Genomic DNA, 15,684 nt, shown 5'->3' with positions numbered 1-15,684 from the left:
AGGAGCCACGATGTCAGACAGAAAACGCGGATTCTTACGTCCGGGAATGGATACCGATGTCGAGCGTGCAAAAGTGTGGGGGTTACCCGATTACACCAACGAGACTCATGGTCAGGCAAAAGACACCGCACTGAAATATGACCCGGGCTGGATACCGGATACGGAACGCTCGGTAGAAGAAGCACCACTTGAACTGACCGAAGAAGAAATTGAACTGATTCGCCAAGGGGCTTATCAGGAAGGATTACATCAAGGGCAGGAAGCCGGATTCAAACAAGGCTACGAAAAAGGCAAAGACGAAGGCTATCAGGCGGGACATCAGGAAGGTCAGGCGGCAGGACAAACCGAAGGTCTGGCAGCCGGTCAGGAAATCATTGATGAGCATGTTGCCAGTTTTGTCAGTTTGGCCAATCAGTTTGCCCAGCCTTTGGCGCTGATGAACGCTCAGGTTGAACGCCAACTGGTTGATATGGTGCTTGCCTTAGTGAAAGAAGTGGTTCGGGTTGAGGTGCAGATGAACCCTCAGGTGATTCTGGATACGGTGAAATCCTCCGTTGAGTCGCTCCCGATTACCGGTCATGCCATTACGCTGAAACTTAACCCGGAAGATGTTGAAGTTATTCGCCAGTCTTATGGGGAAGAAGCGCTCGATTTCCGTCATTGGACGTTAGTCAGTGAGCCCTCGCTCAATCGCGGTGATGTTGAAATCGAGGCCGGTGAATCGAGTGTCAGCTATCGAATTGAAGAACGTATCCGAACCACACTGAAAAGTTTCTGTGAAGCCAATCGACATGGTGGTGATGCGTGTTAGCGTTAGAAGAGCGTTTTGCACAATATAAAACTCAGGGATTGTCCTCACGTCCCATTGCGTCTGGTCGCCTCGTTCGTGTGGTTGGACTGACACTGGAAGCGACCGGATGTAAAGCACCCATCGGGAGCTTATGTAAAGTCGAAACCATGAGTGGTGAGATTGAAGCTGAGGTGGTCGGTTTCTCCGGAGCCCATCTGTATTTAATGCCGAGTGAACAAGTTTCGGGCATTTTACCCGGTGCGAAAGTGACACCGGTTCACGGCGATACTGGTGTCCCTGTCGGTATGGAACTGTTAGGGCGAGTCATTGATGGCGTCGGGATGCCGCTGGATGGCAAAGGCCCTATTTATACCGAGCATAAAGCTTCTTTCCAATCCGTCGCGATCAACCCTTTAGCCCGTAAACCTATCTCTGAACCGCTCGATGTCGGCCTCAAGTCAGTCAATGGCTTATTAACGGTCGGTAAAGGGCAGCGGATCGGACTTTTTGCCGGTTCCGGTGTGGGTAAGTCTGTCACTTTGGGGATGATGACCCGCGGAACGACGGCTCAGGTCGTGGTGGTTGGCCTCATTGGTGAACGGGGCCGGGAAGTGAAAGAATTTATTGATGAAATTTTAGGGGTCGATGGCCGTCAACGTGCGGTGGTCGTTGCCGCACCGGCTGATGCATCACCGTTAATGCGTCTGAAAGGGTGCCAGACGGCGCTGACCATTGCTGAATATTTTCGAGATCAAGGGTTAGATGTCTTATTGCTGATGGATTCGTTGACTCGTTTTGCTCAGGCCCAGCGGGAGATCGCCTTGTCAGTCGGTGAACCGCCTGCGACAAAAGGCTATCCGCCATCGGTCTTTGCCAAACTGCCGGCACTGGTTGAACGAGCCGGAAACGGGAGTGATGGTCAGGGATCGATTACGGCATTTTTTACCGTCTTGACTGAGGGGGATGACCTTCAGGACCCGATTGCTGATGCCTCCCGTGCCATTCTCGACGGCCATATTGTCTTGTCCCGCGAGCTGGCGGATGCAGGTCACTATCCGGCGATAGATGTGGAGAAATCGGTCAGCCGGGTGATGCCTCAAATTACGACCGATGAACATCAGTTAATGTCAAAAGCAGTACGGCAAGTTCTGTCTGTGTGTCGTAAGAATCAGGATCTGGTGTCTATTGGCGCCTATAAGCCGGGAACCGACCCCGCGATCGATCAGGCTTTTACGCTGAAACCGAAGATCGATATGTACCTGCAACAAGGCATGAAAGACACGGTTCCGTATGATATGTGTGTCAGTATGTTGAAGAATGTTTTACAGATAGGCTCTGAATAACATGGAAAATGCACTGGAGTTTTTGCTGGAGCAGGCACAAGAGGATGAAGAAAAAGCAGTGCTTGCATTGAATAGTGCACGTCAGGAACTGGAAAGCTACTACCGTCAGGTGAGTCAGATTGAACAATATCGCCTCGATTATTGCCATCAAATGATCGATCGGGGAAAAGCCGGTTTAACGGCCAGTCAGTACGGACATCTGAATCGGTTTTTAACTCAGTTAGATGAGACACTCGCCAAGCAAAGAGGTGCGGAGCAGCATTTTATCGATCAAGTTGAAAACTGTCAGGAACATTGGCTTGAAGTGCGTAAAACACGGCGTTCCTACGAGTGGCTGCGTGATAAAAAACTGGCTGAAAAACAACAAGCTGAACTCAAGCGCGAGCAGAAGCAGCTCGATGAATTTACAACGATTCAATATGCCCGCAAAGCTCGATTTTAAATGAACGCGGACTATATCTAAATGACGCTATGATTCACCAAACTCGAATTCTGATAGATATGGCTTAATTTTTGCTTATTTAATCTCAGTTGTTTGCATCAAGGTTATTTGTCTGTGATAGCGAATACCGTCCATTAGGTTTGGTTTGCAAGAGTATTGGATATGAATATCAACCTCACGCCCACATCAGGAACACAGAAAGCTCAGTCTCACCACAAAGCGGCTAGTGATGATGCCATTGTTAGTGATGCTGCTGAATCATCGCAAGAGTCCGGTGGCTTTTTTGCCAAACTTGCAGCGTTGTTTAAGGGCGAAGATTCGGTTGCTGAAAAACCTTCGCTAAAAGGGGAAGAGGCTAAAAGCATTGCGGCAACATCAACGGTTGCCGGTGATATGTCAGCCGATGCCCTTTTGTCTGATTCTACAGTATCGGATAAAGACATATCTGGAAAAGTCCTTGCTGGAAAAGAACTGTCCCAAGCTGAGCTAGCCGAGACAGATGCCACCGAGACGCTATCGCCCAAAAACGGGGCTGAGAATGTTGATGATGTAGACAGTGCCCAGATTGCGGCCGCGAAAATATCAGATAAGTCACTTCAGCACCAGGGTGATACCACAGAAGTGAATGGTACGCCTTCTGACGTAAGGCAACAGACCGTTGCGACACCATCGTCTTCCCAGCCAGCCATCGAGTCGGGTGACCCATCCGCACAGAAAGAAGCTGCCTTGCGGACAATGGGCGAGGGTGAAGCGGTATTAAACCGGCTTAAAGGGGCTGAACAACAGCTTGTCTCGCAAAACGGCAATAAATTGCCAGCCCCAGACATCATTGACACGGCCAAACAAGCACACGCTGTAAACCCAGAGCAACAGTTGAAAGGCATCGATCCGGCAACGCTTCAGGATACGACGGTTCCTGCAGATTTATCCTTGTCTGATCCTGAAGCAGAGAGTTCGTCTCTTCATCGCAAAGGGAAAGAACTGGGTGAACATGAATTGACAGGGGAGAAGGCCTTGGCGGCTGATATCAATCAGCTCGCAGATGTCGTCACTCAATCCAATGGTCGTGTTGCATCGTCTGTTATTGCATCCGGCAAGACTCAAGACGTTGGACATCAGGATACAGGACAGAAAAACACCACGGTCTCATCTGTGCAGGTACCCGCCGGGATGAATCTCCGGGACGTAGCAAATCAGGAGGCTGTCAGTCAGGGGACGATGCAAAATATTGCTTTAACTGATGATGATGTTCAAGCATCTGTATCCGCAGGCGCTGAGGGAAATCCTGAGAAAGCGGTGTTATCACAAAAGTTGCTGCAATCTCTCAATCAGGAACTCCCGTCCAGAGTTGATCCCCGCCATCATACACAGGCGATTCAGCAACAGTTGATGGCACAACAACAGTCTCAAACCGTGCCTGTTCCGGTCAATCCGCTGACTCAGGCAATTCAGAGTGATGGTGCGATGCAGTCACCCGCCCATCTTGCGGCTGACTCCGTCGCTTCTCAGGCCGCTTTACAGACTTTATCCGCGAGCGCTGTCGGGCGTGAGCAATGGATTCGTCAGCGTCTGGCTGGATTTGGGGATGGAAAGTCTCGTCCGGATGGCATGATGGATGACGGTACCGGCAAAGAAAGCCATTTTGCACATCAAATGTCGGCGTTGACCGGTCAGCAGACCTCAGGCGTACAGAATCATATCAGAGCGGATGTGGCTCAGAATCCTACATCCGTCTATTTGGCAAAAGACGCGATGGCTGCCGACCAGCTCTCGGAGCGGGTGCAGATGATGATGTCTAAGAATCTGAAAAATATTGACATCCGTCTTGATCCGCCAGAACTTGGACGAATGCATATTCGAATGAACATGTCGGGTGATGCGACGACCGTGCATTTTACTGTCGCGACGCCACAAGCCAGAGAAGCGCTTGAACATTCGATGCCTCGTTTGAGAGATATGTTGTCACAGCAGGGTGTGCAGCTAGGGGAAACGTCTGTGCAGCACCAAAGCAGTGGTCAGCAACAGCATGGCTATGCCGCTTCCGGGCAAGGGCAGTCGTCCGGACGAGGTTCTGTCTCTGGTCAGGATTCAGTTTTTCATGATGATAATCCAGACACAGGTGTTAAACTTGATGTGGATGTTCGTTCGAAGCGTGATGGCATCAGTTATTACGCATAAGGTTTAAAATTAGTATGTTGCACGTGCAGAGATAATTATGGCAGATGAAAATGGTGTTGCAGAAAATGCATCCGGCGGCAAAAAGAAACTTTTGATTATCATTATTGCTTTGGTGGTATTGCTGGTCATTGGTGGCGGTGCTGCATTTTTTATGATGGGTTCGAATGACGAATCGCCAACTGCAGAACCTGAGCAGAGTGTCGTGAAGGCTGATAGCAGTAATGAGCCAGTGGCTTATGTCAGTCTTCCTCAACCGTTTGTGTTTAATGTGTCCGGTGATAAGCGAGAACGGATGGTACAAATTAAAGTTCAGTTAATGGTGCGAGGGAGTCAGAATGAAAATAAGGCCCGTTATCACTCCCCGTTAATTGAAAGTTCTTTGCTTTCGACGTTTGCGTCTGCAACGGTAGAACAGCTGCGGTCACCGAATGGACGGATTGAATTACGGGACCGGGCAACGAAAGATATTCAGACAGCGCTGACCAAAGCGGTCGGAGAGCCAGTGATTGAACGAGTTCTGTTTACTGATTTTGTAATGCAATAGGTGATATGTGACTGATCTATTAAGCCAGGACGAGATTGATGCGCTATTACATGGCGTCGATAGTGTCGATGATGAAGAAGAAGAGTTAGAGACGGAAACGCGTGAAGCGACCAATTTTGACTTTTCTTCTCAGGATCGTATTGTCCGCGGACGGATGCCGACGCTTGAACTGATTAATGAACGGTTTGCGCGTCACTTGCGTATCAGCTTGTTTAACATGTTGAGAAAAACAGCCGAAGTGTCGATTAACGGCGTACAGATGATGAAGTTCGGGGAGTATCAGAATACTCTGTATGTCCCGACCAGTCTGAACATGGTACGTTTTCGTCCCCTGAAAGGGACGGCACTGATTACAATGGAAGCACGTCTCGTCTTTATTCTGGTGGAAAACTTCTTTGGTGGCGATGGCCGCTTTCACGCCAGAATCGAAGGGCGTGAATTTACTCCGACAGAGCGTCGTGTCATTCAACTTTTGCTGAAAATTGTGTTCGCAGATTATAAAGAGGCCTGGTCACCGGTGATGGGGGTTGAGTTTGAATATCTTGACTCCGAAGTGAACCCCAGTATGGCCAATATTGTCAGCCCGACAGAAGTCATTGTTGTAAGTTCATTTCATATTGAGGTCGATGGCGGCGGTGGTGATTTTCATATGGTCATGCCATACTCGATGCTTGAACCGATCCGTGAGCTTTTAGATGCCGGGGTTCAGTCGGATAAGATGGAAACGGATGTTCGTTGGAGCTCCGCATTGCGTGAAGAAATCATGGATGTCCCCGTCAATTTCCGCGTGAACTTGCTGGAAAAAGTATTGGCATTAAGAGATTTGATGGAGTTGCAGGCGGGCGATGTCATTCCCATTGATATGCCTGAGCATGCGATTATGTTTGTGGAAGAACTGCCGACCTTCCGCGTGAAAATGGGACGTTCAGAAGATAATCTGGCCATTCAGATTTCCCAGAAAATCAGACGTCCTGATGTTGTGAAGACGGATTTGGCTTTTTTGAGTGAGGATATTATTTCCGACCTTGAAAGAGAAGATGAAGTAAAAGATGAAAGTAGGTAGCGAAGATGTCTGATATTGATGATCAAAAACTGGCAGATGAGTGGGCTGCGGCACTGGGTGAAGACCCGAATGCGGCATCAGATGACGATATTGATGAAATATTGGCGGCTCCGCTTGAAGAGTTGAAAGATACATCACAGCCTATTTCAGATGATGAGCGGCGTAAACTGGATACGATTATGGATATCCCGGTGACGATTTCGATGGAAGTCGGGCGTTCGCAAATCAGTATCCGTAACCTGCTGCAATTGAACCAAGGCTCGGTGGTTGAACTGGATCGCATCGCCGGAGAATCACTGGATGTTCTCGTCAATGGAACATTAATTGCGCATGGTGAGGTTGTGGTGGTGAATGATAAGTTCGGTATCCGTTTAACCGATGTGATTAGCCAGACAGAACGGATTAAGAAGCTGAGATAAGGGCATTGATGAAACGATTAATTTGCCTGTCTAGTCTGTTTTTTTGTGCCTTTCCTGTTTGGGCTGAGGTCGGCGACGCCATGAGTATTTTGACGACTCTTGGGTCTTTGGTTTTTGTGATTGCCTTTATTTTGGTTCTGGCATTTTTACTGAAAAAGATGCGTCTGCCAGCCTTGGGACACCAAAAAGATCTGATGATCATCCGGCAACTTCCGATTGGTACGAAAGAGAAATTGTTGGTTGTTCAAGCGGGAGAAGAGCAATTTCTAGTCGGGGCAACGAGTCATTCGATTCAATTGATTTCCAAGCTTGAACAACCTTTGACATCAGGGTCTCAGTCCGTGGAACATCCCTTTGCGGGCCAACTTAATCGGTTTCTGAAGAAGAATGATAAAATATAACTTCCATTTAATGACATCGTATTTGAACAAACTGGCCCTTTCCGGGCTGGTGCTGTGTTTAGGGGTATTCTCTGCGATGTCTTGGGCGGCTCCTGCTCCGGGAGAGGCTCAGCCCGCCAATAGTCTCGTCACGCAGAGTATTACCGCTCAGGGGCTTTCGAATACAACAACGACGGCTCACACGAATCAAGCCGGTATCCCTGCGATTACAATGACGACCAATCCTGACGGGAGTCAGGATTATTCGATTAGCCTGCAAATTCTCGGCTTAATGACGATGCTCGGCTTTTTGCCGGCATTGGTTATTTTGATGACCTCGTTTACCCGGATTGTTGTGGTGATGTCGATTTTACGGCAAGCCATGGGGTTGCAGCAGACACCGTCAAACCAAGTTATTATCGGGATTGCGTTATTTCTGACCTTTTTTATTATGTCTCCGGTATTTCACCAAGTGAATGAACGTGCGATTCAGCCTTATCTCAATGAGCAAATTAATGCGAAACAAGCGTTTGATGAAGCACAAAAACCGATGCGGGCATTTATGCTCAAGCAGACACGGGTCAAAGATTTAGAAACATTTGTCAATATGTCCGGCTCTCAGGCAACCGATCCGCAAAATGTCGAAATGACAGTCTTGATCCCGGCGTTTATCACGTCTGAGTTAAAAACGGCCTTCCAGATCGGCTTTATGCTGTTTCTCCCGTTCTTGGTCATTGACTTGGTTGTCGCCTCAGTCTTGATGGCGATGGGGATGATGATGTTATCTCCAATGATTGTATCTTTGCCATTTAAGCTCATGTTGTTTGTATTGGTGGATGGATGGAATCTGATTCTGTCGACCCTTGCCGGTAGCTTTGCACTTTAGGGGGATAAGATGACACCAGAAGCTTTTGTTGAAATATTCCGCGATGCTTTATGGATTGTATTATTGATGGTTTCGGCAATCATTGTCCCCGGTTTATTGATTGGTTTAGCGGTGGCAGTGTTTCAGGCTGCGACCTCAATTAACGAGCAGACACTCAGCTTCCTCCCCCGTTTAATCGTGACTTTGCTGGCTTTAATGGTGTTTGCCCACTGGATGACTCGGATTTTGATGGAATTCTTTTATTCCATGATCGATCGTTTACCCCAAATCCTCTACTGAGGCGTTCGTGATGACATATCCGGCACAGCTGATTTTAGATTGGATCGCCACCTATTTTTGGCCGCTGACTCGAATCTCCGCCATGTTGATGGTCATGACGGTAACCGGGGCACGATTTGTTACGGCTCGTGTGCGTCTCTATCTCGGGCTGGCGATCACATTCGCGATTATGCCGGTAATTCCGGTTGTGCCTTCCCATATTGAACTGTTCTCTTTGCCTGGATTCATGATTACGCTTGAGCAAATTATTATCGGTGTCGCGATGGGAACGGTGACGCAGTTTATGATTCAGACGTTTGTCATGTTAGGACAAATTATCGGGATGCAATCGAGCTTAGGGTTTGCCTCGATGGTTGATCCTGCTAACGGGCAAAATACGCCGCTGCTGGGGCAATTTTTTATGTTTCTGGCGACGATGTTTTTTCTGGCCAGTGACGGACATTTAAAGATGCTCCAACTGATTGCTTTTAGTTTTAAATCGTTACCCATTGGGCAAGGCGGGCTGACATCCGTAGACTTTCGCGAGCTGGCGTTATGGTTTGGAATTATGTTTAAAGTGGCGTTGACCATGTCTCTTTCCGGGATCATTGCCTTATTGACCGTCAATCTTTCGTTTGGTGTCATGACACGGGCAGCCCCGCAGCTGAACATATTCTCGCTGGGTTTTGCTTTTGCGCTCATGGTTGGGTTACTGCTGTGCTGGTACATTGTTACCGGGCTGTACAGCCATTATGAGATTTTCTGGGAGCAGGGGCAGGCTCAGATTTGTCGATTGATACGGCTGGATTGTTAGGCACCTTAAGGAGAACAGATCATGGCTGAGTCTGACGGACAAGAACGTACCGAAGAAGCCACACCCCGAAGGCGAGAGCAGGCGAAAGAGAAAGGACAGGTTGCCCGCTCGAAAGAGCTGGCATCAGTCTCGGTGTTGGTGGTCGGTGCGATTGCACTGATGTGGTTTGGTGAAGGTTTAGCGAAAGCTTTGTATCGGTCGATGGGACGGCTGTTTACGCTCAGCCGTGAAGAGATCTTCGACTTACCTAAACTGTTTGATGTTTTATTCGGTTCACTGGTGACCCTGATTCTACCGATGATATTGATTCTGGTGACACTATTTATTGCCGCTCTTCTCGGTGCAACCGGTGTCGGCGGGATTTCTTTTTCAGCAGAAGCCGCCCGGCCAAAAATGTCAAAACTGAATCCGCTGAGTGGACTCAAACGAATGTTTGGTCTGCAAAGCTGGGTCGAGTTATTGAAATCTATTTTGAAAGTTGCACTGGTTGCCGGTGCTGCTTTCTTTCTGATTGAGAGTCAGAAAGTGGATTTATTTCAGCTGAGTCTGGATGCCTTTCCGCAAAATATTTATCACGCGTTGCAGATTTTATTGAATTTTGTTCTGTTGATTAGTTGCTCTTTACTGATTGTGGTCGCAATTGATATTCCTTTCCAAATTTGGCAACACGCCAATCAGTTGAAAATGACCAAGCAAGAAGTGAAAGATGAGTACAAAGACACGGAAGGAAAACCTGAAGTGAAAGGTCGGATCCGGATGCTGCAAAGGGAAGCGGCACAACGCCGGATGATGGCTGATGTCCCTCAGGCTGATGTCATCGTGACCAACCCGGAACACTTTTCTGTCGCACTCCGATATAAGCAAGATAGTGATAAAGCACCCATTGTTGTCGCAAAAGGGATTGATCATCTTGCCTTGAAAATCCGTGAGGTTGCCCGGGAGCACGAGATCGAAATTGTGCCTGCCCCCCCGTTGGCTCGCGCACTTTATCATACCACTGAGTTAGAGCAGGAAATCCCGGATGGTCTGTTTTTAGCGGTCGCACAAGTTCTGGCCTATGTATTTCAGCTGCGACAGTATCGGCGTCGCGGAGGTAAACGGCCAAAACTCAATGAAGAGGCGATGACCATTCCAACTGAGATGAAGTATTAACATTCAATGGGGTAATGTTGTGTGCTTTACCTCGAGCATCCCCCAGCCTCTATTCCCCCGGACTCTATTTCTCGGGAACGGACAGCAGTACCAGCAACGCACCATCTCCGCCAAATTCCAGCGGGGCCTGATGGAATGCCATGACATCCGGGTGTTGTGCCAGCCACAAGGGAACTTTCTGTTTCAGAATATGTTTACCAATGCCATGCTGAACACAAGCACAATGAATGCCTTCTTTGATACAGTAGGCGATCATTGCCGCTAGTTCTCGTTTCGCTTCCTTTTGTGTCATGCCGTGCATATCGAGAAAAACGTCCGGCACATAAACACCACGACGTAGCCGCTTGACCTCATATTTGGAAACGTCAGTACGTGCGTAGCGCGTAGGTCCTTCCGGTTCAAGATGTGGGACGAATTCATCAGAAAAATAGAACTCATTGTCATGCGTATCATGAATATTACGGCGTGCTAAATTCTGTTTGGTATTTCTGTTTGGTTGCCGGACTATGGTATCCTGATGCAACTTTTTTACGCCCTTTACTGCATCGTTGAATAAATTTGAGTCATCATCCTGATATGGGTCGTGGTCACTCATTCGCTGTTCATATGTTCGTTAAATACGGATAAGCAGTATTGTAGCGCTTTTTGGAGGCAATTTTGGATAAGATTTTTGTCGATGAGGCGGTTGCTGAGCTTCATACACTTCAGGATATGATTCGTTGGGCTGTCAGTCGCTTTAACGCCGCCGGATTATTTTACGGTCATGGGACCGATAATGCTTGGGATGAAGCGGTTCAGTTGATTTTACCTACTTTATATTTGCCGATCGATGTGCCTTCACATGTATTGAATTCCCGACTGACGATGAGTGAAAGAGCGGGGATTGTCGAACGGGTCATTCAGCGTATTAAAGAACGCAAGCCCGTCGCTTATTTGACCAATAAAGCGTGGTTTTGTGGGCTGGAGTTTTTTGTTGATGAGCGGGTATTGGTACCGCGCTCTCCGATAGGGGAGTTGATTGAAAACCAGTTCCAGCCTTGGCTGACGGAAACACCGAATAAAATCATGGATCTCTGTACCGGGAGTGGCTGTATTGCCATTGCGTGTGCGCATATGTTCCCTGAGGCTGAAGTGGATGCCGTTGATATTTCGACCGATGCTCTGGCGGTCGCCGAGATCAATATTCAGGATCATGGCTTGGAACAGCAAGTTTTTCCGATGCGTTCTGATTTGTTCCGAGATTTACCTAAAGCAACGTATGAATTGATCGTCTCGAATCCGCCGTATGTCGATCAGGAAGATATGGACTCGTTACCACAAGAGTTTGAACATGAACCGGAACTTGGCTTAGCTGCCGGAGTGGATGGCTTAGAACTGGTCCGTCGGATTCTTGCTAATGCACCGGATTATTTAACGGAGCAAGGGATTTTGATCTGCGAAGTTGGTAATTCGATGGTTCATATGATGGCTCAGTATCCGGATATTCCGTTCACTTGGCTGGAGTTTTCCAACGGTGGTCATGGGGTCTTTATGCTGACCCGTCAACAGTTAGTCGAATGTGCTGAACATTTTTCTGACTATCGTGATTAAGTGTGATTCAGGCTATCCGGTTCGAGAGAAGCTCTTGGGTTGAGGCTTTACATCAAATCAGAATCAAGCGACTATGAGGCCACATGCGAATGTATATGGGTCTCATGAGCCGAGTGGTTCGCCAGAGACCACAATGAATTAAAATAAGATCATTTTTTCGCAGCAATGTTTTTGATGAAGAAACGTCTTGATGAAGAAAATAGTGATTGAGAAAATTTGTTAACCACAACATGAATAAACAGGAAAGTGCATGGCAGGAAATAGTATCGGGCAACATTTCCGTGTAACGACATTTGGAGAAAGTCACGGTCTTGCTCTGGGATGTATCGTTGACGGATGCCCTCCGGGACTCGAATTGACGGAAGCCGATCTGCAGGGTGATCTCGACAGACGCCGTCCGGGAACGTCACGTTATACCACACAGCGACGAGAACCGGATGAAGTGAAAATTTTGTCGGGGGTCTTCGAGGGTAAAACAACCGGCACCTCAATTGGTCTGTTGATTGAAAATACCGATCAGCGTTCGAAAGATTATTCAGAGATTAAAGATAAATTCCGCCCGGGGCATGCCGATTATACATACCACCAAAAGTATGGCATTCGTGATTATCGGGGCGGGGGGCGTTCTTCGGCGCGCGAAACGGCGATGCGGGTTGCTGCCGGAGCGGTCGCTAAAAAATATCTGCGTCAGACGTATGGCATTGAAATTCGTGCTTATCTGTCACAAATGGGCGATATCTCGATCGATAAAGTGGATTGGGATGAAATCGAAAATAACGCATTTTTCTGCCCGGATGTCGATAAAGTTGAACAGTTTGATGCTTTAATTCGGGATCTGAAAAAGCAGGGCGATTCTATTGGTGCCAAGATTCAGGTTGTGGCGACATCGGTACCGGTTGGTTTGGGAGAACCGGTTTTTGATCGTCTGGATGCGGATATTGCGCATGCATTAATGAGTATCAATGCGGTGAAAGGTGTTGAAATCGGTGACGGGTTTGCGGTAGTCCAACAGAAAGGAAGCCAGCATCGTGATACCTTGTCGCCGGACGGATTTGGTAGTAATCATGCTGGTGGTGTGCTGGGCGGAATTTCAACGGGACAGGATATTGTGGCTAATATTGCGTTGAAACCGACTTCGAGTATTACGGTTCCCGGTGACACCATTACCAAAACAGGTGAGAAAACTCAGTTGATTACCAAAGGGCGTCATGACCCCTGTGTCGGAATCCGTGCTGTGCCAATCGCAGAGGCGATGTTGGCAATTGTCTTGATGGATCACCTGTTGCGTCATCGGGGCCAAAATCAGCATGTTGTCACCGAAACACCAAAAATCTGAATCCACAATGCGCGATACGTATGAGATCGTCAAATGTGTCATGAATACCCTCCCCGGAGGGTATTTTTTATGGTGAGACTTTACCTCTTGCGGGAAAAACTGGAAAATGCACGCCGTCGTTACAACAGATCAAGTAAATTATGGTTCATCGATATCAGGACTTAATCAACATTTTTAACCGCACCTTTGCTGAGCGTTATCAGACGCGTTTAGTCTCGGGGGACGATGAACCGATCTATTTACCGGCTGATCACTCGGTGCCTTATCACCGGATTATTTTTGCCCACGGCTTCTATGCATCGGCGCTACATGAAATTGCGCATTGGTGTGTCGCCGGCCCGGCGCGTCGCTTACTGGAAGATTTTGGCTATTGGTATGAGCCTGACGGCCGGACTGAGGCGGTTCAGGCAGCTTTTGAGCAGGTTGAAATCCGTCCGCAAGCCTACGAATGGATTTTCTCTGTCAGTGCCGGTTTTCCTTTTTCGGTCAGTTGTGACAACCTGAATGGTGACTTTGAGCCGGATCGGTTGCAATTTATGGCGAAAGTGCATCGTGAGGTGTTACAAATTCTTGAACAAGGGCTACCGGAACGCGTGAGTCTTCTTGCCAATGAATTACGGGATTTTTACCAGACGGAGTCGTTGTCTCCGGTGTTATTTGTGGTGAAATAATATCAGTCTGACACGGTCTCTATTCAGTTTATCGTGTGATACGGATGAAGAGCGTCGTCTGGTTTGTTCAACAATCAGTCACTGTGTCGTGCTAATGAAGAGAATGAAATGATTATTGAATTTGAAGAAAAAATGTTGGCTTTAATCGATGATGGCATTGCCCATGCCTCTGACGATGAACTTTTTGCCGGTGGGTACTTGCGTGGGCATATTTCTCTGGCGGCAGCATCATGTGAAGATGACGGTGTGACCGAGCTGACCGAGTTGAAAGTAAGGATTGAAACCAGTCTGGAGAATGCCCGCTCTGAACTGACACCTGCTGACCGAGTGATTGTGCAGCAACTGTGGGAACGGCTTCTGTCTCAGACGGACTTCGAGAAGCATTGAACGATTGATAGTAGTTCTAATTATTTGAATGTATCTATACAAATTTTGCGGTTGTTGCCATGACGATGAAAGCTTATTCTAATCTCATATCTTAGATGATGATGAAGAGGTAATAACCGTGAAAATTATTGCGTTTGGTGCGAGTACAAGTTCTGCTTCGATTAATAAAGCATTAGCAACTTATGCGGCGAATTTAGTCGCAGGCGCTGAAGTTCAGGTGCTTGATATCAAAAACTATTCAGTACCGATGTTCAGCGAAGATCTAGAAAAAGAAATCGGTCATGCCGAAGGCGCGAAGGCTTTTCTGGATGATTTGTCACAGGCGGATGCATTTGTTATTTCTTTCGCAGAACACAATGGTCATCATCCGGCTGCTTATAAGAATCTGTTTGACTGGGCGACTCGGATTGATCGGGATATCTTCAAGAATAAACCGGCGGTTTATTTGGCGACATCTCCGGGGCCGGGCGGGGCTCAGTCCGTATTGGCTGCCGCAACTGCTTCTGCCGGTTTCTTTGGCGGTGATGTCAAAGCGTCGGTTTCTGTACCGAGCTTCTATGACAATTTCGATATGGAAAAAGGTCAAATCACCAATGCAGCTATTGCGGCTGAAATTGAGCAAGCAGTTAAGACTTTACAGGGATAATTGCTTCAAGACCGGATTTATGATTCTGGTTCAACATCAATCACCCGACGGGAAACCTCGGGTGATTTTTTGTATAGAGAAAACCCCCAGCTAGGCTGGGGGTTCCGTAAAGCTTACAGCTATAAGTCAGTTATATAACCCCTTTCAATTTGATAAAAACGTCTTGTGGTCTGGCAACTACAAGAGTTAATTAAGAATTGAAAGGGGGTCCCAATGGGGGACGAAAAGAGCTTAGCGCACACGCGCTGGAACTGTAAATACCACATAGTGTTTGCACCGAAATATAGAAGACAAGTGTTCTACGGAGAAAAACGTAGAGCAATAGGTGAAATATTGAGGAAACTATGTGAATGGAAAAATGTGAACATTCTTGAAGCGGAATGTTGCGCGGATCATATCCACATGCTTTTAGAAATACCGCCCAAAATGAGTGTTTCAGGGTTTATGGGGTATTTGAAAGGTAAAAGTAGCCTAATGCTTTATGAACGATTCGGTGATTTGAAGTTTAAATATAGAAATCGAGAATTTTGGTGCCGAGGTTATTATGTAGATACGGTAGGTAAAAATACGAGCAAGATACAAAATTACATCAAGCAGCAACTAGAGCAGGATAAAATGGGAGAGCAATTGTCGATCCCGTATTCAGGTAGCCCGTTTACGGGCCGCAGGAAGTAGTCATATGCAAATGTCAGATCACTACGCGCCTGCTAGGGCGCTGCTAGTAGGAGAGCCTTATAGGCGCATATGAAAAACCACCGGCTATGCCGGTGGATACTTTTTTTATG

At 47.5% G+C, this 15,684-nt stretch carries 18 protein-coding genes and 1 pseudogene; 18 read left to right on the top strand and 1 reads right to left on the bottom strand.

The features are described 5' to 3' along the window. The first annotated feature begins 10 nt into the window (after positions 1–10). The 12 genes and pseudogenes from fliH (at position 11) to flhB (ending at position 10,269) form a co-directional block, all read left to right on the top strand. On the top strand, positions 11–811 hold the full coding sequence (gene fliH / locus OCV37_RS10570) for a flagellar assembly protein FliH (protein ID WP_038183755.1): 801 nt from the start codon (positions 11–13) through the stop codon (positions 809–811). Then, positions 805–2,133 (top strand): flagellar protein export ATPase FliI, encoded by a 1,329-nt coding sequence (gene fliI, locus OCV37_RS10565; protein WP_038183756.1) that lies wholly within the window; start codon positions 805–807, stop codon positions 2,131–2,133. Before fliH ends, fliI begins: the two co-directional genes overlap by 7 nt. Position 2,134: 1 nt before the next feature. Next, entirely contained in the window at positions 2,135–2,575 is a 441-nt protein-coding gene (fliJ, locus tag OCV37_RS10560; RefSeq protein WP_038183759.1) for a flagellar export protein FliJ, read from the top strand. A gap of 162 nt (positions 2,576–2,737) precedes the next feature. After that, complete coding sequence (locus tag OCV37_RS10555) at positions 2,738–4,753, top strand: flagellar hook-length control protein FliK (protein ID WP_038183762.1); 2,016 nt, start codon at positions 2,738–2,740, stop codon at positions 4,751–4,753. Between the two features lie 37 nt (positions 4,754–4,790). Then, on the top strand, positions 4,791–5,297 hold the full coding sequence (fliL, locus tag OCV37_RS10550) for a flagellar basal body-associated protein FliL (protein ID WP_038183766.1): 507 nt from the start codon (positions 4,791–4,793) through the stop codon (positions 5,295–5,297). 7 nt (positions 5,298–5,304) lie between these two features. After that, entirely contained in the window at positions 5,305–6,360 is a 1,056-nt protein-coding gene (gene fliM / locus OCV37_RS10545) for a flagellar motor switch protein FliM (protein ID WP_038183770.1), read from the top strand. Positions 6,361–6,365: 5 nt separating this feature from the next. Beyond that, positions 6,366–6,779 carry a flagellar motor switch protein FliN gene (gene fliN / locus OCV37_RS10540; RefSeq protein ID WP_038183772.1) on the top strand — a complete coding sequence of 138 codons (414 nt, stop codon included), beginning with the start codon at positions 6,366–6,368 and terminating at the stop codon, positions 6,777–6,779. A gap of 8 nt (positions 6,780–6,787) precedes the next feature. Beyond that, positions 6,788–7,180 carry a flagellar biosynthetic protein FliO gene (gene fliO, locus OCV37_RS10535; RefSeq protein ID WP_038183776.1) on the top strand — a complete coding sequence of 131 codons (393 nt, stop codon included), beginning with the start codon at positions 6,788–6,790 and terminating at the stop codon, positions 7,178–7,180. A gap of 190 nt (positions 7,181–7,370) precedes the next feature. After that, positions 7,371–8,045 (top strand): annotated as a pseudogene (gene fliP, locus OCV37_RS10530) (flagellar type III secretion system pore protein FliP); the annotation flags it as partial. A gap of 9 nt (positions 8,046–8,054) precedes the next feature. Continuing rightward, entirely contained in the window at positions 8,055–8,324 is a 270-nt protein-coding gene (fliQ, locus tag OCV37_RS10525; RefSeq protein WP_038183782.1) for a flagellar biosynthesis protein FliQ, read from the top strand. A gap of 10 nt (positions 8,325–8,334) precedes the next feature. Beyond that, positions 8,335–9,117: a flagellar biosynthetic protein FliR gene (fliR, locus tag OCV37_RS10520; RefSeq protein WP_038183784.1), complete on the top strand. Its 783-nt coding sequence runs from the start codon at positions 8,335–8,337 to the stop codon at positions 9,115–9,117. 21 nt (positions 9,118–9,138) lie between these two features. Next, positions 9,139–10,269, top strand: a complete 1,131-nt coding sequence (gene flhB, locus OCV37_RS10515) for a flagellar biosynthesis protein FlhB (protein ID WP_038183785.1) — start codon at positions 9,139–9,141, stop codon at positions 10,267–10,269. A gap of 64 nt (positions 10,270–10,333) precedes the next feature. Here the strand turns inward: flhB and smrB are convergent, their stop codons facing one another. Beyond that, a complete protein-coding gene (gene smrB / locus OCV37_RS10510) occupies positions 10,334–10,864 on the bottom strand; it encodes an endonuclease SmrB (protein ID WP_038183786.1) in 531 nt (176 codons plus the stop codon). Between the two features lie 62 nt (positions 10,865–10,926). Between smrB and prmB the strand changes: the two genes are divergently transcribed. The 6 genes from prmB to tnpA all read left to right on the top strand — a co-directional run bounded on the left by prmB (position 10,927) and on the right by tnpA (position 15,574). Further along, complete coding sequence (prmB, locus tag OCV37_RS10505) at positions 10,927–11,859, top strand: 50S ribosomal protein L3 N(5)-glutamine methyltransferase (RefSeq protein ID WP_038183788.1); 933 nt, start codon at positions 10,927–10,929, stop codon at positions 11,857–11,859. 250 nt (positions 11,860–12,109) lie between these two features. Continuing rightward, on the top strand, positions 12,110–13,195 hold the full coding sequence (gene aroC, locus OCV37_RS10500) for a chorismate synthase (protein ID WP_038183790.1): 1,086 nt from the start codon (positions 12,110–12,112) through the stop codon (positions 13,193–13,195). Positions 13,196–13,335: 140 nt separating this feature from the next. Further along, the gene (locus OCV37_RS10495; RefSeq protein WP_038183792.1) at positions 13,336–13,866 is read left to right on the top strand and encodes an elongation factor P hydroxylase; all 531 of its coding nucleotides are present in this window, start codon (positions 13,336–13,338) and stop codon (positions 13,864–13,866) included. A 108-nt stretch (positions 13,867–13,974) separates the two neighbouring features. After that, a complete protein-coding gene (locus OCV37_RS10490; protein ID WP_038183793.1) occupies positions 13,975–14,253 on the top strand; it encodes a YfcL family protein in 279 nt (92 codons plus the stop codon). Positions 14,254–14,371: 118 nt separating this feature from the next. Next, entirely contained in the window at positions 14,372–14,899 is a 528-nt protein-coding gene (locus OCV37_RS10485; RefSeq protein WP_038183796.1) for an NADPH-dependent FMN reductase, read from the top strand. Positions 14,900–15,112: 213 nt separating this feature from the next. Next, positions 15,113–15,574: an IS200/IS605 family transposase gene (tnpA, locus tag OCV37_RS10480; RefSeq protein ID WP_261855926.1), complete on the top strand. Its 462-nt coding sequence runs from the start codon at positions 15,113–15,115 to the stop codon at positions 15,572–15,574. Positions 15,575–15,684: the final 110 nt, after the last annotated feature.

It is taken from the genome of Vibrio rhizosphaerae, assembly GCF_024347095.1.
Classification (GTDB): Bacteria; Pseudomonadota; Gammaproteobacteria; order Enterobacterales; family Vibrionaceae; genus Vibrio; species Vibrio rhizosphaerae.
The sequence above is the reverse complement of the archived record's forward strand: the minus strand, read 5'-3'. Positions and strand labels throughout refer to the sequence as shown.